This is a genomic window from Streptomyces sp. XM83C (genome assembly GCF_023072675.1).
GTDB classification, from domain to species: Bacteria; Actinomycetota; Actinomycetes; order Streptomycetales; family Streptomycetaceae; genus Streptomyces; species Streptomyces thermocoprophilus.
The window spans coordinates 1-17,441 of the sequence record NZ_JALLGL010000123.1 but is presented as its reverse complement, the minus strand read 5'-3'; the positions used below and the strand labels follow the sequence as shown (position 1 = coordinate 17,441).

General features: G+C 73.4%; 15 protein-coding genes. 9 read left to right on the top strand and 6 right to left on the bottom strand.

Features of this window, described 5'->3' with window-relative positions:
- The first annotated feature begins 47 nt into the window (after positions 1-47).
- On the top strand, positions 48-830 hold the full coding sequence (locus MTQ10_RS15875; protein ID WP_247468246.1) for a VOC family protein: 783 nt from the start codon (positions 48-50) through the stop codon (positions 828-830).
- Between the two features lie 154 nt (positions 831-984).
- On the opposite strand, the gene MTQ10_RS15870 is transcribed toward MTQ10_RS15875, so the two are convergent.
- Together MTQ10_RS15870 and ligD are read right to left on the bottom strand one after the other, a co-directional pair.
- Complete coding sequence (locus MTQ10_RS15870; RefSeq protein ID WP_247468229.1) at positions 985-2,034, bottom strand: LacI family DNA-binding transcriptional regulator; 1,050 nt, start codon at positions 2,032-2,034, stop codon at positions 985-987.
- 129 nt (positions 2,035-2,163) lie between these two features.
- Positions 2,164-3,192: a non-homologous end-joining DNA ligase gene (gene ligD / locus MTQ10_RS15865; RefSeq protein WP_247468228.1), complete on the bottom strand. Its 1,029-nt coding sequence runs from the start codon at positions 3,190-3,192 to the stop codon at positions 2,164-2,166.
- Between the two features lie 73 nt (positions 3,193-3,265).
- Here ligD and MTQ10_RS15860 point away from each other — a divergent pair, with 73 nt between their 5' ends.
- The gene (locus tag MTQ10_RS15860; protein WP_247468225.1) at positions 3,266-4,342 is read left to right on the top strand and encodes an ATP-dependent DNA ligase; all 1,077 of its coding nucleotides are present in this window, start codon (positions 3,266-3,268) and stop codon (positions 4,340-4,342) included.
- Between the two features lie 54 nt (positions 4,343-4,396).
- Here MTQ10_RS15860 and MTQ10_RS15855 read toward each other — a convergent pair whose 3' ends face one another.
- Positions 4,397-5,587 (bottom strand): zinc-dependent alcohol dehydrogenase, encoded by a 1,191-nt coding sequence (locus tag MTQ10_RS15855; RefSeq protein WP_247468223.1) that lies wholly within the window; start codon positions 5,585-5,587, stop codon positions 4,397-4,399.
- Positions 5,588-6,109: 522 nt separating this feature from the next.
- Here MTQ10_RS15855 and MTQ10_RS15850 point away from each other — a divergent pair.
- A complete protein-coding gene (locus MTQ10_RS15850) occupies positions 6,110-7,096 on the top strand; it encodes a DUF3048 domain-containing protein (protein WP_247468248.1) in 987 nt (328 codons plus the stop codon).
- A 129-nt stretch (positions 7,097-7,225) separates the two neighbouring features.
- Here MTQ10_RS15850 and MTQ10_RS15845 read toward each other — a convergent pair whose 3' ends face one another.
- Entirely contained in the window at positions 7,226-9,907 is a 2,682-nt protein-coding gene (locus tag MTQ10_RS15845; RefSeq protein WP_247468221.1) for an ATP-binding protein, read from the bottom strand.
- A 553-nt stretch (positions 9,908-10,460) separates the two neighbouring features.
- Between MTQ10_RS15845 and MTQ10_RS15840 the strand changes: the two genes are divergently transcribed.
- The 4 genes from MTQ10_RS15840 to MTQ10_RS15825 all read left to right on the top strand — a co-directional run bounded on the left by MTQ10_RS15840 (position 10,461) and on the right by MTQ10_RS15825 (position 13,423).
- Positions 10,461-10,949, top strand: coding sequence for an RNA polymerase sigma factor (locus tag MTQ10_RS15840; RefSeq protein ID WP_247468220.1), 489 nt, complete (start codon positions 10,461-10,463; stop codon positions 10,947-10,949).
- Between the two features lie 147 nt (positions 10,950-11,096).
- Positions 11,097-11,297, top strand: a complete 201-nt coding sequence (locus MTQ10_RS15835; protein ID WP_247468217.1) for a hypothetical protein — start codon at positions 11,097-11,099, stop codon at positions 11,295-11,297.
- Positions 11,298-11,620: 323 nt separating this feature from the next.
- Entirely contained in the window at positions 11,621-11,983 is a 363-nt protein-coding gene (locus MTQ10_RS15830) for a hypothetical protein (RefSeq protein ID WP_247468215.1), read from the top strand.
- A gap of 213 nt (positions 11,984-12,196) precedes the next feature.
- On the top strand, positions 12,197-13,423 hold the full coding sequence (locus MTQ10_RS15825; RefSeq protein WP_247468214.1) for a DUF2510 domain-containing protein: 1,227 nt from the start codon (positions 12,197-12,199) through the stop codon (positions 13,421-13,423).
- Positions 13,424-13,828: 405 nt separating this feature from the next.
- Here MTQ10_RS15825 and MTQ10_RS15820 read toward each other — a convergent pair whose 3' ends face one another.
- Positions 13,829-14,524 carry a TetR/AcrR family transcriptional regulator gene (locus tag MTQ10_RS15820; protein ID WP_247468212.1) on the bottom strand — a complete coding sequence of 232 codons (696 nt, stop codon included), beginning with the start codon at positions 14,522-14,524 and terminating at the stop codon, positions 13,829-13,831.
- A gap of 216 nt (positions 14,525-14,740) precedes the next feature.
- Between MTQ10_RS15820 and MTQ10_RS15815 the strand changes: the two genes are divergently transcribed.
- Together MTQ10_RS15815 and MTQ10_RS15810 are read left to right on the top strand one after the other, a co-directional pair.
- Positions 14,741-15,553 carry a phosphatase PAP2 family protein gene (locus MTQ10_RS15815; RefSeq protein WP_247468210.1) on the top strand — a complete coding sequence of 271 codons (813 nt, stop codon included), beginning with the start codon at positions 14,741-14,743 and terminating at the stop codon, positions 15,551-15,553.
- Positions 15,550-16,662, top strand: coding sequence for a hypothetical protein (locus MTQ10_RS15810; RefSeq protein ID WP_247468209.1), 1,113 nt, complete (start codon positions 15,550-15,552; stop codon positions 16,660-16,662). The genes MTQ10_RS15815 and MTQ10_RS15810 overlap by 4 nt, the downstream gene beginning before the upstream one ends.
- A gap of 62 nt (positions 16,663-16,724) precedes the next feature.
- Here the strand turns inward: MTQ10_RS15810 and MTQ10_RS15805 are convergent.
- The coding region (locus MTQ10_RS15805) for an LURP-one-related/scramblase family protein (RefSeq protein WP_247468207.1) at positions 16,725-17,441 on the bottom strand (717 nt) is incomplete at its 5' end.

Below are 17,441 nucleotides of genomic sequence, written 5' to 3'. Positions count from 1 at the left end.
GGAAAAAGGGGGCGAAGAGGGGCTTCGGGGGGAGAAGGAGGGCGACGATGCTCACCACACGTTTCGTCGACGGCAGCCCCGACTGGATCGACGTCGGCACGCCCGACGTCCAGGGAGCCTCCGTCTTCTACCGCGCGCTCTTCGGCTGGCGGTACGTCCCCGCCCCCGCGAGCACGGGCGGATACGGGTTCTTCCAGCTCGACGGCAGGACCGTGGCCGGTGGTATGCAGACCGGGCCCGGGCAGGGGCCGCCGTCGTGGACGGTGTACTTCCGCAGCCCGGATGCGCAGGCCGCGGCGCGGGCCGCCGAGCAGGCGCACGGCCGGGTGCTGGAGGCGCCGCAGGAGATGCGGGGCGAGGGGTGCCGGGCGGTTCTGGCCGACCGGGCGGGCGCCCCCTTCGGCATCTGGCAGCCGGGGCGGACCGCGGGGCTGGAGCTCGCGGGCACCCCCGGAACGCTGTTCTGGGTCGAGCTGCACACGCCGGACATCGCGGCGGCAGCCGCCTTCTACCATGCGGTGCTCGGTCTGGAGACGGCCGCCGTGCAGTTCCCCGGCGGTGTGTACACGGGTGTCGGTCCCGCCGGGTACGGGGAGGCGGCGATGTTCGGCGGGCTCGTCCCGTCGGCCGGCGACCCGGAGGAGGCGGAGGCGTCCTGGCTGCCGTACTTCGCGGTGACCGACACCGACGCGGTCGTGGCACGGGCCGAGGAGCTGGGCGGCACGGTGCGCATCCCGCCGACCGACGTGGAGGGCGTGGGGCGCGCCGCATGGCTGACCGACCCGTACGGCGCCCGGTTCGCCGTGATCCGGAGCATGGGGCAGAGGTAGGCGGCGTACGGGGGCCTGGGTGAACCGTTGGCCGGCCTCTCCCCCCTGCTGGGCGGACGATTGTCTACCGTCGGCAGTCGGCAGTCGGCAGTCGAAAATCTGCTGTCTGCTGTCTGCTGTCTGCCGTCTGCCGTCGGCGGTCGGCCGCCGCCCGTCAGGCCGAGTCCCGGCGGATCAGTGTCGTCGGGAGGACCACACCGGTGGGCGGTTCGGTGCCCTCGCCGCCGCCGGGGCGGGCGTCGCCGTGGCGGAGGCTGCCGAGGAGCAGCCGGGCCATGAGGCGGCCCATCTCCTCGATGGGCTGGCGGACGGTGGTGAGCGGCGGTTCGGTCTGCTCGGCGAGCGGCAGCATGTCGTCGAAGCCGATCACGGCGACGTCGTCGGGCACGCGCCGCCCTCGTTCCCGCAGGACGCGCAGGGCCCCGGAGGCGGTGAGGTCGTTCGCGGCGAAGACGGCGTCCACGTCGGGGCACCGGTCGAGCAGATCGCGCATCGCGCGTTCCCCGCCGGCCGGGGTGAAGTCGCCCTCGGCGACGAGCGCCGGGTCGCCGTCGGCCATGACGTCCCGGTAGCCGGCGAGGCGGTCGGCGGCGGACGTCTGGTCGAGGGGGCCGGTGATGTGCGCGATGCGGGTGCGGCCGAGGCCGGCGAGGTGGCGTACGGCGTCGCGGGCGCCGCCGCGGTTGTCGCTGTCGACGTAGACGGCGGCGCGTTCGTCGTCGTCGCGCCAGCCGGGCCGGCCGCCGAACACGGTGGGGACACCGGCGCGGCGGATCAGGCCGGGCAGGGGGTCGTCGAGGTGCAGGGAGAAGACGAGCGCCCCGTCGACGTGGCCGCCTGCGAGGTAGCGTCCGACGCGGGTGTGGTCGTCGCGGCCCTCGGTCAGCAGCAGGACGAGCTGATTGTCGTGGGCGGTCAGCTCCTTGCTGATGCCGCGCAGTTGCAGGGCGAAGAAGGGGTCGGCGAAGACGCGGGTCTCGGGTTCGGCGATGACGACGGCGACGGCGTCGTGGCGGCGGGTGACCAGGCTGCGGGCGGCCCGGTTGGGGACGTACCCGAGTTCGTCGACGGCGCGCTGGACCCGCTCGACGAGGGGTGCGCGCACGCCGTCCCCGCCGTTGACGACACGGGACACGGTGGCCCTCGAGACCCCGGCCCGCGCCGCCACGGCCTCCAGGGTCGGACGCGGCGCTGCATCGGTCACTTCGGGGCTCCTCACCGGCGGTTTGCGGCACAGGATAACCGGCCCGGCAGCCCCGCTCGCAGGCCCGGCGGGCAGCCGCACACCGATGCGCCCGTGGCACGCCTGCGATCCCCCGCCGGCCGCGCCGGCTCAGCTCTCCTCGGCCGGTTTCGGTTTCTTCGCGCGGCTGGGCTGGACCCGCTTCGGCTCGCCGGGCATCTTCGGGTACTCGGGCGGGTAGGGCAGGTCGCCGAGGCCGTGGTCGCGTTCGTCCTTCGCGGCCAGCTCCAGCAGCGCCTCCAGCGACCAGCGGTGGTCGTCCATGTCGGCGTGGACGTCGCCCAGCTCGGCGAACCGGGCGGGCATGGTGGCGAGGTCGAAGTCGCGGGGGTGGGCGTCGGGGACCTCGTCCCAGCGCAGCGGCGCGGAGACGGGGGCGTGCGGGCGGGGCCGTACGGAGTAGGCGGAGGCGATGGTGCGGTCCCGGGCCGTCTGGTTGTAGTCGACGAAGATCTTCTCGCCGCGTTCCTCCTTCCACCATTTGATCGTGACGTGGTCGGGCATACGGCGTTCCAGTTCGCGGCCCACGGCGATCGCGGCGCGCCGTACCTGGGTGAACGTCCAGCGCGGCTCGATCGGCACGAAGACGTGCAGGCCGCGCCCGCCGGAGGTCTTGGGGAAGCCGCGCAGTCCGCCGAACTCGTCGAGTACGGCGCGCAGTTCACCGGCGGCGCGGACGGCGTCGGCGTAGTCGGTGCCGGGCTGCGGGTCGAGGTCGATGCGCAGTTCGTCGGGCCGGTCGACGTCGGTGCGGCGCACGGGCCAGGGGTGGAAGGTGAGGGTGCCGTACTGGGCGGCCCAGACGACGGCGGCCTCCTCGGTGGGGCACATCTCGTCGGCGCTGCGCCCGCTGGGGAAGGTGATGTGGGCGGTGGGGATCCAGTCGGGCATGCTCTTCGGGGCGCGTTTCTGGTAGAACCACTCGCCGGTCAGGCCGTCGGGGTAGCGCTCCAGGGTGGTGGGGCGGTCGCGCAGGGCGCGCAGGATGCCGGGCGCGACGGCGGCGTAGTACCGGGCGAGGTCCAGCTTGGTGAAACCGCGTTCCGGGAAGAAGACCTTGTCGGGATGGGTCAGCCGTACGGTCCGGCCGCCCACTTCCAGTTCCACCGCGTCAGCCATGCGGCCACCGTAGACACACCCCGCACACTTCGCATACCGGGCGTATACGGTCGTGGCGGAGCAGAATCGGAGCATGGATCTGCCGGTGATGCCCCCTGTGAAGCCGATGCTCGCCAAGTCCGTGGCGAAGATCCCGCCGGGGATGCAGTACGAGGCGAAGTGGGACGGGTTCCGGGCGATCGTGTTCCGGGACGGTGCGGAGGTGGAGCTGGGCAGCCGTACCGGCAAGCCGCTCACCAGGTATTTCCCGGAGCTGGTGGCGGCGTTGCGGGAGCGGGTGCCGAAGCGGTGCGTACTGGACGGGGAGATCGTGATCGCGCGGGAGGGGCATCTGGACTTCGACGCGCTCACCGAGCGCATCCACCCCGCGGACTCGCGGGTGCGGACGCTGGCGGAGCGGACACCGGCGTCGTTCGTGGCGTTCGACGTCCTGGCGCTGGACGACGAGTCGGTGATGGACGTGCCGCTGACGGACCGGCGGGCGCTGTTGACGCGGGCGCTCGCGGGGGTGACCCCGCCGGTGCATGTGGCGCCGGCAACGACGGACATCGATGTGGCGCAGTCGTGGTTCGAGCAGTTCGAGGGCGCGGGGCTGGACGGGGTGATCGCGAAGCCGCTCACGCTGCGGTATCTGCAGGACCAGCGCGCCATGTACAAGATCAAGCACGAGCGGACGGCGGACGTGGTCGTCGCCGGCTACCGCTTCCACAAGTCCGGGCCGGTGGTCGGCTCGCTGCTGCTGGGCCTGTACGACGACAAGGGCACCCTCCAGCATGTGGGGGTGTCGGCGGCGTTCTCGATGAAGCGGCGCGCGCAGCTCGTGGAGGAGCTGGAGCCGCTGCGGATGGACGACGCGGCCGGGCACCCGTGGGCGGCATGGTCGGACGAGGCCGCGCACGAGACGGCCCGGCTGCCGGGGGCGCCGAGCCGCTGGTCGGGCAAGAAGGATCTGTCGTGGGTGCCGCTGCGGCCGGAGCGGGTGGCCGAGGTGGCGTACGACCACATGGAGAACGGGGCACGCTTCCGGCACACGGCCCGTTTCCGCCGCTGGCGGCCCGACCGCGCCCCCGAGAGCTGCACGTACGGGCAGCTGGAGGAGCCGGTGCGGTACGACCTCGCCGAGGTGCTGGGGACGACGGGCTCCGGTTGAGACCGGTCGGCGCCCCGCCCGGCCGACGGCCGGTGCCCGCCGTGCGTCCCGCCGTCAGGGCTGCATCAGTACCTTCACCGCGCCTTCCTGCTTGCGCTGGAACATCTCGTACGCGTGCGGCGCGTCCTCCAGCGGCAGGCGGTGCGTGGCGAAGTCGTCGACACCGAGCGGGTCCTCGTCGGTGAGATACGGCATGATCTCGTCGCTCCAGCGGCGGACGTTCGCCTGGCCCATGCGGATCTGGATCTGCTTGTCGAACAGGGTGAGCAGCGGCAGCGGGTCGGCCATACCGCCGTAGACGCCACTGAGGGAGAGCGTGCCGCCGCGGCGGACCAGCTCGATGGCCGTGTACAGGGCGGCGAGCCGGTCCACGCTGAAGTGCTCGGCGAGCGGCGCGCCGATCCGGCGCGGCAGGACGGAGGCGGCCTGCTGGACCAGCCGGGCGGCGGCACTGCCGTGGGCCTCGGTGCCGACGGCGTCGATCACCGCGTCGGGGCCGCGCCCGTCGGTGACGTCGCGGACGGCGGCGACGAGTTCCTTCTCGTTGTCGAAGCTGCGCAGATCGAAGGTCTCCACGCCCCGCTCGCGCGCCCGGCGCAGCCGCTCGGGGACCAGGTCGATGCCGAACACCCGCCCGGCGCCGCGCACCTGGGCGACTCGGCAGGCCATGTCGCCGATGGGGCCGAGCCCGAGGACGGCGACGGTGCCGCCCTGCGGTACGTCGGCGTAGGCGACGGCCTGCCAGGCGGTGGGCAGCACGTCGGAGAGGTAGACGAAGCGGTCGTCCGGCGGCCCCTCCGGGATCTTGATGGGGCCGAACTGGGCCTGCGGCACCCGCAGATACTCGGCCTGCGCGCCCGGCACGGAGCCGTACAGGCGGGTGTAGCCGAAGAGGGCGGCACCCATGCCCTCGCCGGACACCTGTGTGGTCTCGCACTGGGTCGGCAGCCCGTTCAGGCACATCCAGCAGTCGCCGCAGGCGATCTGGAACGGCACCACGACCCGGTCGCCGGCCTTCAGATCGGGGACGCCCGCGCCGACCTCCTCGACGATGCCGATGGGCTCGTGGCCGAGGATGTCGCCGGGGGTCATGAACACCGTCAGCACCTCGTACAGGTGCAGGTCGGAGCCGCACAGGCCGGTGGAGGTGACCCGGATGACCGCGTCCGTCGGCTCCTGGATCCTCGGATCGGGCACGGTCTCCACGCGTACGTCCCGCTTGCCCTGCCACGTCACTGCCCTCATCTGCCCACTCCTCGATCGCTCGCTCGCACCGGCCGGGCACCGCCGGCAGCGGCCACGCCCGGCGCACGCCGACCACATCGGCCGTGCGCCGGACAATCGCCGGCCGCGTGCCGTACGCGTCCGCCGCATGCGGGACGCACACCGGCCGCGTGCCATGCGTGTCCGCCGTAGGCCGGACACGTCGGCGGTATGCCGTCCCACGTCCGCCGTATGCGGATCCGGTCCGCTGTATGCCGTCCCACGTCCGCCGTATGCACTTCGCATCGACCGGGCGGGTCGCAGCGGACCGCCCGGTACGCCCCCGTCCGGTCGGGCGCCGAGTACCCGACGCCCCCTTGGACAACCGTTCGACACCGCCATGCGTCGAACCGGACATCTGAGCCGATCGGCGGATTCGAACGACACGGGCACAGGACACACGGACAGCGCACCACAATTTGCCCGAAATGACCTGATATGCCGGATTCAACCGGATAAGCGGACAATCGACTACAGCACTGAAACGGGGTGGCGGCGGTGGGCATGCAACGAGACGGGCGCACCCGGCGCGCGAAACGGGCAAGGGCGGCCGCTCTGCTGGCCGCGGTCGTGGCGACGCTGGCGGCGGCCTGCACCACCCCGTCCGCCCCGCCCGACGACGGGAAACCCGCGGGCTCCTCGCGCAGCACCCCGGACTCCCCGAGCCCCCGGCACCACCGCTCCGTCCTCGCGGTGAAGATCGACAACGCGCGTGCGGCCCGCCCGCACACCGGTCTCGACGCCGCCGACATCGTCTACGTCGAGCAGGTCGAGGGCGGTCTGAGCCGTCTGATGGCCGTGTACGCGACGCGGCTGCCGCCGGCGATCGGCCCGGTGCGCAGCGCCCGCGAGTCGGACTTGGAGCTGCTCCGTCAGTTCGAGCGGCCGACTCTGGCCTTCTCCGGGGCGCAGAAGAAGCTGCTGCCGCTGATCGACGAGGCGCCGCTGCGGCCGGAGACACCCGGCACGACGGACGACGCCTTCTACCGCGGCACCGACCGGCCCGCGCCGCACAACCTGTACCTGCGCCCGGACCGCCTGCTGCCCCGCCCGCCGGGCCGTCACGCGCTGACGACCGGGTTCCGCTACGGCCCGGCACCGGCCGGCGGGACGGAGACGGCGAGCCGCACGGTGCGTTTCCCGGCGGCGACCTTCCGGTTCACCTGGTCCGAGGAGCTGCGCGGCTACCGGGTGTCCATGGACGGCGTCCCCACGGTGACGACGGACGCCGGGCCGGTGGCGCCGCCCACGGTGGTGGTGCAGTACGTGAAGATCCAGCCGTCCCGCTTCCAGGACTTCCTCGGCAATCGCACGCCGTACACCCAGACGGTCGGCTCGGGCCGGGCCGAGGTGCTGCGCGACGGCCGCAGCTACGAGGCCGCCTGGGAGCGCCCGACGGCCACCGACGGCACCCGTTTCACGACGCCGGAGGGCCTGCCGATGCGCTTCGCCGACGGCCAGGTGTGGGTGGTGCTGGCGGCGGCGCCCTGAGGGACGGCCCTCGATGCCGTACGGCCCCGTCCCTCACGGCCGGATGCCGTACGGCTCGACTGCCGTCCCGCGGGGCGGGCGCCCGCCGGCGGGACCGCGCGAGGGTCCGTGCCGACGTGACCGGGGGCGTCAGGTCAGGCCGTGGTCGGCCTCCAGGGCGCGGCAGGCCCGGGCCGCGAGGCCGTCGGCGCCGCAGGCGCGGGCCAGATCGAGGCCGCGGCGCAGTTCGGCGGCCGAGCGGGCGGCGATCCCGTACTCGACGCGGGCCGCGGCGTGCTCGTACTGGCAGGGCGAGGACTCCAGGTAGGCGACGGCCTGCGCGGCGAGGCGGACGGCGCGCTGCCCGGTCTCCAGTGCGGCGGCGCAGCGCAGGGCCTCGCCGATGGCGGTGTCGGTGCCGAAGCGTTCGGCGCGGCGGCGGGCGTCGAAGACGAGCTGGGCGGCGCGGGAGGGTTCCTCCGTGGCGAGGGCGCGCGCCAGGTCGAGCGCCCACGCGACCATCACCGGGTTGTGGTGGCCGCGGGAGGCGGCGGACTTCTCGGCGGCCTGGAGTTCGTCGATGCCTTCCTTGGTGCGGCCGACGGCGAGCAGCAGCCTGCCGCGCACGGACTGCGGGTCGGGCAGCACGATGGTGGACGGGTACGGCGGGCGGAAGCCGTACTGTTCGGCCATCGACCAGGCCTCCTCGACGCGGCCACGGGCGAGGAGGGTGTCGACGAGGCCGCAGACGGCGGACCAGTACAGGGGCAGGCCGCGTCCGACGCGTTCGGCGAGGCGCAGGGAGTCCCGCAGGACGTTCTCGGCGTCCTTGAGCCGTCCTTGCCGGCGGTAGGCGAGCCCGAGGTAGGCGTTGGCGAGGGCGAGGTGGCCGCCGCTCCAGCCGGCGAGGGTGTAGGCGCGCAGGGCTTCGGCGAACAGGCTCTCTGCGCGGTCGAGCCGGTCGGCGTAGGCGTACGCGCTGCCGAGCATCATCAGCAGTTCGGCGCCCCACTCGGTGTCGGTCCAGCCGAGGCCGGGTGCGAGGCGGCCGTTGACGAGGGCGCGGTCGCACAGTTCGACGACTTCCTCGGCGCTCTCGCCGCGGGTCATGGCGTCGAAGCCGCGCAGGATGAGCAGGGCCCGTTCGGAGTTGTCGCGGCCGGTGCAGGTGCGGGCGAGTTCGGCGAGCCGGCGGGAGCGGTCGGGGGTGGCGGACTCTCCGGAGTGGATGCCCTCCCACATGTACTGCACGGCCTGCAGGCGCAGCCGGGCCGGGCCTTCGGGGAGGCGGGCGGCCTCGGCTTCGACGGTGCGGACGGCCTCCGGCAGCTGGTCGTTGTGGAGGAGCGCCTGGGAGAGGCGGAAGACGGCGTCGACGCGTTCGTCGCCGTCCAGGCCCGGCATGGCGAGCGCGGTCTGGAGGTGGCCGATGGTCTTGGCGGGCGCGGTGAGCAGGGTGGCGCAGCCGAGTTCGTACAGCACGCGCGCGTGGGTCTCCGGCAGCGGCGGTTCGTGCAGGGCGCGTTCCAGGCAGCGGCGGGCGGCGTCGGGTGCGCCGACGGCGAGGTGTTCGCGGGCGGCCTCGCGCAGCTGCTCGACGAGTTCCTGGTCGTCGTCGGGGTGGACCTGGAGGAGGTGGCGGGAGGCGGCTGCGGCGCCGAGGCCGCTGTCGGTGACGACCTGGGCGGCGACGCCGTGCCAGGCGCGGCGCAGGGCGTCGGGGATGGAGTCGTAGACGGCGGTCGCGATCAGCGGGTGCACGAACTCCAGGGCACCTTCGACGGCCTGGCCGGAGACCGGGTCGGGGGTGGTGAGGATGCGGGCGTTCTTGAGGCTGCCGACGCATCGGCGGGCGTCGTCGGGGCTCATCGTGGCGAGCTTGGCGACGAGGTCGACGGTGATGCGGTCGCCGAGGACGGCGGCGGCCCACGCGAACCGGGTGGCGTCGGGGCCGAGTTCCTCCAGGCGGGCGACGAGTCCGCCGCCGCGGGCGGAGCGGTTCAGGGCGCGCAGCTCACCGGCGTTGACCTCGGTCGGCTCCAGTTCGCTGTCCTGGACCTTGGCGAGGAGTTCGACGGTCTCGTACGGGTTGCCGCCGGTGACGGCCCACACCTCGCGGCAGAACGGGACGTCGGCGTGCTCGCCGAGCGTGGCGCGGGTGAGGCCGGCGACGGCTTCGGGGGTGAGCGCGCTGAGGGTGCCGGCGCAGCGGCCGGCGGCGGCGATCTCCTCCAGCAGCCGGGCGTTGACGCCTTTGACGTCGCCGGGCCTGCGGGCGACGACGACCAGGACGGACAGGTCGTCGAGGCGGTCGGCGAACGCGGCGAGCCAGCGCAGGGTCTCCTGGTCGGCCCAGTGGGCGTCGTCGATGAGCAGGACGAGCGGCCAGTCGCGGCGGGCGAGGCGGCGTACGGCGGCGACGAGGCCGTCGCACACGCCCTGCGGGTCGGCGGGCCGTTCGCCGGCTTCCGCTATGCCGAGGGCGGGTCCGGCGATGTCGTACCAGTCGCCGAGATACTCGCGTGCCTCCTCCGGCATCAGCTGCACCAGCGCCGGCTGGAGCAGCTGTCGTACAACGTTGAACGGCACCGAGCGCAGCCGTTCGCCGCCGCGCGCGGACCAGACGGTGCAGCCGCGGGACTCGGCGAGCCGACGGGTCTCGGCCAGCAGCGCGGTCTTACCGATGCCGGCCTCGCCCCGGAACATCAATAAGCTGCCCGATGACGACCGGTCGGCGCACAGGGTGTCGATCGCCTGCGCGACGGCGGCGACTTCCTCGTCACGCTCCCACAGGGAAGCCGAGGCGGCCGCCGTGGGCCGGTCCTCCGTCATCCCGCTACCTCCCCAAGTCGCCCCACCACGTGCAGGTCCCGAGCGTAGTCCCCCGAGGTCCCCTTCGGACAAGGGTCGGCAGACCTGTTGCCGAGACGGGTGAAAGGGAGTAGAAGACGCCGCACCCGGGCACCTGGGTCCGGCGGGGGTTTCGTCAACGTGGGGTGACGGGCCGGTATTTGACGGAGGGTGGCCGGAAATTGACCGTCGGGAGCGGCCCGGGTCGGCCGACGGCACCGCCGCACCCCTGCCCCCTCACGGCGCATGTCGCCGCCCCGTGGCCCGGCCGCTGTCGCCACCGACGGCCGGACCGAACTGGTCCGAGAATTCATGGTTGCTTCTCACACCTCGCCCGCACCGGCACTGATGCATCTGTGAGGCCGCAGGCGCCCGCAGACACATCACCGACCCCGATCCGACGACCCACGAGAGGCCAGGTATGAACAGCAGCCACAAGTGGAGGAGGAAGGTCCCACCCCGGCACGGTGCGGCCACGGACCTGTGCCCGAAGGCGCAGCGCCAGTGGGACTGCTACCTCAGGAGGAGGTCCTCCTTGCGGAGGCTGGCGTACTGGGTCACGGGTGCGCAGCGGGCGCACCTCGACGACATCGAGTCCAAGGTGTCGCTCGCCCTGTACACCCGCCTCCGGTCGGGACCGCTGGACGGTGACGTCCAGGCGTACCTCGTGACGATCACTCGGCGCGAGGCCCGCGCTCATCTCGCCGAGCTGGCCCGCCGGGCCGAGGACTTCGTCGGCGACGACACGTCCCGGCTCGAGGACGCGGAGGCGCACGTCAGTGTCAACCTCGCGGGCAGGGCTGAGCTGGCCCAGGCGATGGAGGTCCTGCGCGACGAGCTCAGCCCTCTGCAGTTGAAGGCGTTCGTCCTCTCGGAGGCGTACGGCCTGCAGGCGCCCACGATCGCGAGCCTCATCGGCGGAACTGCCACGAACGCCTCTGTCCGGGACGCGCTGCGCCACGCCCGGCGCAAGCTGCGCTCCGAACGCGTCGGTGTCCGGCTCGGCGTCCTCGCCGAGGAGTAGCCGCTTCCAGGAGCCACGGGGCGCTCCGCGACGACGACGGTGCGTCCCGCGATTCCAGGTGGCAGCTGCTCAGCCCCGACTCACGGGGACAGCCGGGACTGTGCGGTTGTGCGAGGGAGATCGAACTGAGAGAAAAGGGGACTTCCCATGAACGAAGCACACCCGCTGCTCGGGCGTATCAGGCTGGGGGTGTTGACGGTTCTTCTGGTCGTGATCGCCTGGAACCGGCGCGCCGTCGAATCGCTCCTCCTGTTGCTTCCCGCCCGTCCGGCCTCCCGGCCGCCCCGGCCTGTGCGCGCGACACGCGGCGGCATCGCCCGGCAGGAGGTGCCGTTGGCGGGTGAATAGGGCTCCCAGGCAGCAGGACGTCCACGCGGACCGGATCGCGTGGTCCCCGCGCCCGCGGGGGTGGTCCGCCGACGAGGACGGGGGCGCCGTCGGCGGTACTCCCCGTGCACGCGGAGACGGTCTCTCCGAAAGTCCACAGCTCGCTGCCCGGGCAGGGGTGCTCCCCACGCGTGCGGGGACGATCCGTATCACCCGGACGGGCCGGGTTCCCTCGCACAGAAGGAACCCGGCCCGACTGCTTTCGCATACCGACGAATCGAACGCACGGGGCGGGCCGTCTCCAGGTTCCGGCCCCGGCGGCAGGCACTCCCGGAGGGACGCCCATGACGGCCTCGCACCGCGACGACGACCAGGACCGGTCCGTTCCGCTGCCGACGATCCTCAGCAGCTCATTGGACGACTTCCTCACTCAGGTCGAGCACGAACTCGTCTCCCGTCGTCGTCAGGTGCGCGCCTTGCGCCGCCGCGCCCGTCGTCTGGGAGATCGCGAGTCGGGTCTCAGGACGCGTACCGCCCGCTTCCTCCGCACATCGACCCGGACAGGCCTCGCCCTCGCGGGGACCGCGTCGTTCGTGGGCGGCACGGTCCTGTTGATCACAGGAAACGTCGATGCCGCGCAGGACGCCTACACCCTGTCGGCCGCCGCTTGGGGAGCGTCCACAGCGGTACGCGTCACGGGACACTGACCGAGCGCTCCAGCAGCGCCTCGCGGGCCGGCCGGGTCCCGCCCGACGGGCCGGAGTGCGCCGTTTCGCCCACCGGGTCGGCGTCGCTCCCTGCCGGTGGTGCGGTGGGCCGCTGCGCGGCGCGGTGTCCGGGTGTGGGTGCGGGCCGGCTGTCCGGGGTTGATCGTACGGCCCTCTCATGACGCTCTCACCGACGGCTCATACGGTATGGACATGACGCAGGTGACTCCTCCCGGGTGGTACCCCGACCCCGGGCAGACAAGTGACGGGCCCCCGAGCGAGCGCTGGTGGGACGGCAAGGCGTGGACGGAGCGGACGCGCCCCGCCGGGGCGGAGCCGTCACCGGCGGCCGGTGCGGCTTCTACGGCGGCCGGCGGTGCGGGCGCTTCGGCTGCGGGTGCCGACGCTTCGGCGTCTGCCGATGCGGGAGCTTCGGCGCGTGCCGAGAGTGCCGGGGGTGGTGGCTCGGCGCCCGTGGACGCCGGGCCCGATCCGTCGGCGCCGACGCAGACGGCGTTCCCGGCGTATCCGGGGTCCCCGCCGCAGGGGGGTCTGCCGGGGTACGGGCCGCCACCGGGGTACGCCGCTCAGCCGGGGTACGGGCCGCAGCCCGCGTACGGTGCTCAGCCCTACCCGGTGCACCCGGGGTATCCGGGCGTGCCGTCCGTGTCCGGCTCGCGTAACAGCGTGCGGGTCGGGGTCGCCGTGGCCGCCGCGGTGGCGGTGCTGGCGAGCATCGGCGTCGGCGTGTGGGCGCTGTCCAAGGACGACGGTGGCGGCGGCCGGGACGAGACCCGGCGCGGGCAGCCCGTCCCCGGGCAGGACGGCGGCCCCGGTGGGTTCGGCGGCAGGTCCGGCGGGCCCGGCGACGGCGCGTCGCCCTCACCGCGGGAGTCGGAGGCGCCGCGCAAGGAGAGCGGCTCGGTCACGGACCGGCTCAGCGGCATCAGTCTCCCCATCCCGAAGGGCTGGTACGGCCAGGAGGGCGCGGGCGGCGCGACGGTGACGTCCGAGCACAGCTACGCGTGCCCCGGCGACACCAGCAAGACCTGCACCAAGGGCGGTGCCTACTCGGCGCCCGCGTTCCTGCTGGGCACCCGCGGCACCACTGCGGAGGCGGTCGCCAAGGCGGACATCGCCGACAACGCGGAGGAGTCCTACGGCGGCTCGACCTACGGCAGCATCACCACGCAGCAGCTCGCCGCGAAGCCCGTCACCGTGGCCGGGCAGAAGGGCTACATGGTCCGCTGGAAGGCGGTCACCAGCAAGGGCGCCGACGGTGTGGTCGAGTCGCTGGCGTTCCCTTCGCCTGCCGATCCCCGGCAGATCGTCGTGGTCCGTTTCGGTGTCGACGCCGACCAGGACCTGTCCGTGATCGACCGGATCACCCAGGGCATCGAGGCCGCGTCCACCGGTGGCGGCAACGGGCAGGAGGTGTAACCGGCGGGAGGCGGGTGGCGGTCTCGTCCCGGAGACCGGGGCGGGTCTGTGGTCCGGTGCTGCCGGCTCGGGGCTGTGTCCTGTGTTTGCATACCGTCGGCTGTCGGCCGTATGCAGTCGACGGGGCGTCTCCGCGGTCGCGGCTTCTGTCTTCGCTGCTTGTCGAGCACTGCATACAGCGCTGTGCATGCCGTACTCGGGCGGCGTATGCCGTATGGCGTCGCCCCGTGCCGTGTGGGCCGGTGCCGGTGCCGGCTGTGGGGTGCTCGCGTATGAGCGGCCGGGTGGTGCCCCTCTCCGCTCAAGAGGGGCACCACCCGGCCGGGGGGTGCGCGCCGCCCCCGTCCCCACGGTGCGGCGCGGTCAGGCCTCCGTCCAGTCATCCCTCGGACGGCGGCCTGGGTCTCAGGGCCCGCCGTCCGCGTCCGGCTCTGCGGCGGGCTTTGTCGCGGGCGGTGCGCCCGGCACCGTACCGGACCGCGTCGGGGCGGTCAGGCCGAGCGCCGGCAGCAGGGCGACCTCGGTGAAGCGGACCAGGTAGTCGGGGTCCGCGTACTCGGTCTCCAGGATCGGCCGGACCCTCAGCAGGCCGAACAGCTGCGCGGGCACGAACTCCAGGGCCGGATGGCCGGCCGGGACCTCGCCGCGCTCCACCCCGCGGCACAGGATGTCCCTGAGCGCGGTGACCTCCGGTTCGATGAGCGCCTCGCGCAGGGCGCAGGCGAGTTCCGCATCCTGGGTGACGGCGTGACCGAGCGCCTGGAGCAGCTTGGTGTCCTGCCGTGCCCAGCCCCCTGCCGCGCGGGCGGCCTCGAGGAGGTCGCCGGCGAGGGAGCCGGTGTCGATCCCGGTCAGCCGCGAGGTGCGGCGCGAGCGCAGGGCTGCCACGACGAACTGCGGTTTAGTCTTCCACTGCCGGTACAGGGTGGACTTGCTGCAGCGCGTGGTGGCGGCGACACCTTCCATGGTCACGGCGTCGTAGCCGCACTCGCGGATCTGGTCGAGGACGGCGTCGAAGAACTCCTGCTCGCGTTCGGGCGTGAGCTTGGAGCGGCGCGATGCGGCTGCCGTCTCCGGCCCGTCCGCGGCCTGCGACGTCATGGGTGGCTCTCCTCGGATCCCGTGTGTGTCGAACACCATCGATACGCCAGTGTACCGGTACCCGCGCGTATCGGTACACTGCCGTATCGGTACGAAGTCGTATCGATGACGTGTACAGCCATACGGGTCGCGGGCCCTGCCGGCCGCACCTGTGCCGGCTCCGCGCGCCGCACGGCCGTACCACCCATGCACCACCGTCACCGAAGGGGCCGGGGGATGAATGCCCGCACCGAGCCGGAGGAAGAGGCGGGGCCGGACGCGACAGCGCCGCCCCCTCTCGTCCGTGAGCTGCTGCTCGTCGCCGGTCTCTTCCTCGTCTACAAGTTCGGGCGGCAACTGGCCGCGGGCCGCACCGCCGAGGCCTTCCGCAACGGGCATCGCGTCTGGGATCTCGAACGCACGCTGCGGCTGCCCGGCGAGGACGCGGTGCAGTCGCTGCTGCTCCACGGAGAGCTGCCCGTCCACTTCGCGAACACGTACTACGCGGCCGTGCACTTCCCGGCCACCGCGGCGTTCCTGATCTGGCTGTATCTGCGCCGGCCGGGCCACTATCCGTGGGCCCGCCGCATCCTGGCCGCCGTCACCACCGCTGCCCTCGTGGTGCATCTGGTGTTCCCGCTGGCGCCGCCGCGGATGCTCGCGGCCACCGGGCTCGTCGACACCGCCGCCGTGTACGGCCCGTCGGTGTACGGGCCGCCGCAGACCGACCACCTGTCGAACCAGTTCGCCGCGATGCCGTCGCTGCACTTCGGCTGGGCCCTGATGGTGGCGTTCGGTCTCATCGCCGCCACCCGGTCCCGCTGGCGGTGGCTGTGGTTGCTGCACCCCGCGCTGACGCTGCTGGTCGTCGTCGGCACCGCGAACCACTACTGGCTGGACGCGCTCGTCGCCGCGGCCCTCGTCGGTGCCGCCCTCGCCGTCGTCCGCTCCCCGCGCCGTACCGCCGGGCCGACGGGCCGTCACCGTGACAGGCCGGCAGTGCCCGCTCCGCGGCGGCGGGCGCGGGAACTCGTGGGGGCGGACCGGTGAGCGCCGCCCTGATCGCCGTCGTCCTGTCGCTGTTCTCCGCCGGTGCCTACGCGTCCGCCGCCGTCGCCCAGGAGCGGCTCGCCGCCCGGTCGTCCGGCACCGGAGTGCTGCGGCTGCTCGGCAACGGCGCCTGGTGGTGGTCGGTGACGCTGAACGCCGGCGCCGCCCTGCTGCACGTCGTGGCGTTGAAGTACGGTCCGCTGACCGTCGTGCAGCCGCTCGGCGCGCTGACCCTCGTCGCGGCGGTGCCGCTCGGTGCGCGGCTCGCCGGGCGGCGGGTCAGTGCGCGCGAGTGGCGCGGCACCGGTTTCACTCTGCTCGGGCTGGGCGCGATCCTCGTCACCGCCTCCGGCCCCGCACCGGACGACGTGCTGAGCGTGCCCGAGGCGCTGATCGTGGCGGGTGCCACGGCCGCGCTGATCGGCACGCTGTCGTGGGGCGCCCGGCCGGGGCTGCGGCACGCGACCGCCTCCGGCATCGCCTCCGGCGTGGCGTCGGCTCTCACCCAGACGGTGACGGTCGCCGCCACGGACCGGTCGGGGCCGCTGCTGAGCATGCAGGTCGTCGGAGTGGCGCTGCTCGTCGCCGCGTTCGCCACGGGCGGGCTGATGCTGTCGCAGACCGCGTACCGGGACGGGCTCGGTGCGCCGCTCGCGATGGTGACCCTCGCCAACCCCGTGGCCGCGGCCGTGATCGGTCTGGCTCTGCTGGGCGAGCGGTTGCAGGGCGGGGCGCTGGGTGCCCTGCTGGCGCTGGCGGGTGCGGGGTTCGCCGGGTGGGGTGTCGTACTGCTGACGCGGGAGGGGCAGTCGGGCGCCGGGGAGACGGACGGCGGCCGGGTGGCCGGTGCGGGCGGTGTGGCCGGTGCCGGTCGTGCGGGCGGTGTGGGTGGTGCCACCGGTGCGGCCGGTGCCAGTGGTGCAGCCGGTGCGGGTGTTGCGGGCGGCACGGCCGGGGCGGCCGGCCCCGTCGTGGCGGTGCCCCGGGCTCGGGCCGGGGGCGAGGCGCATCCCGTTGCCGTGGTGCTCGCGCTGGAGACGGCGGGCTCGCAGGCCGACGGTTCGTCGGTGCCCCGGCCGGCGGATCCGGGGCACCTCACGCCTCTGTGACACGGCCGGCCGGCGGGATGCCGGTGACGGCCGGGGTGGTGGAGCGGCGGGGCGGCGGGGCGTCAGCCGAGGCCGCGGGCGTCCTGCTTGAGCGCGGTGTCCACCGTCAGCGCCGTCGCCACGACCAGGCTCAGCAGGGGCTCGGGCAGCTGGTAGTGGATCTGCAGGACGTAGTTGTCCGCCGTGGTGAACATCGTCTTGGCGAGGCCTTCCCAGGTCTTGGTGATCCGGGCGACCTCGTTGCCGGAGTGGTCGACGATCGCGAAGTTCCACGCCCGCCAGTTCTCCGCCTTGATGGCGCCGACCTGCTGGCCGTTGACGTTCATCGCGAAGTTGATCTTGCCGAAGACGTTCTGCTGGACGATCTCGCCGACCGGCGTGCCGTCCGGGCGCTCGACGATCACCCGGGACTTGAAGATCTTGCCGGGCCGGGTCAGCAGCAGCACGGGCTGGCCGTAGGCGTCCCGGATCTCCAGCTTGATCTTCATGAACTGGTCGATGCTGTACAGGAAGCGGATGACCTTCCGGAACCAGCTCTGGCCGACCTGGACGACGGCACCGAGCTGGTTGCCGTTCTGGTCCATGACCTTGTACTCGTTGGTCAGCTCGATGAGCTTGGCCTTCTGGTTCACCACCAGCACGGGCTCGGTGAACAGCGTGCCGCCGCCCGGGGCACCGGCGTTCACCCCGGCCTGCTGCTGCACCTGACGCTGCACGCGCTGGTCGGGGCCGGCCTGATGCGGTATGTGCGGGGCCTGCGCGGGCGGTGCGGCGGGGGC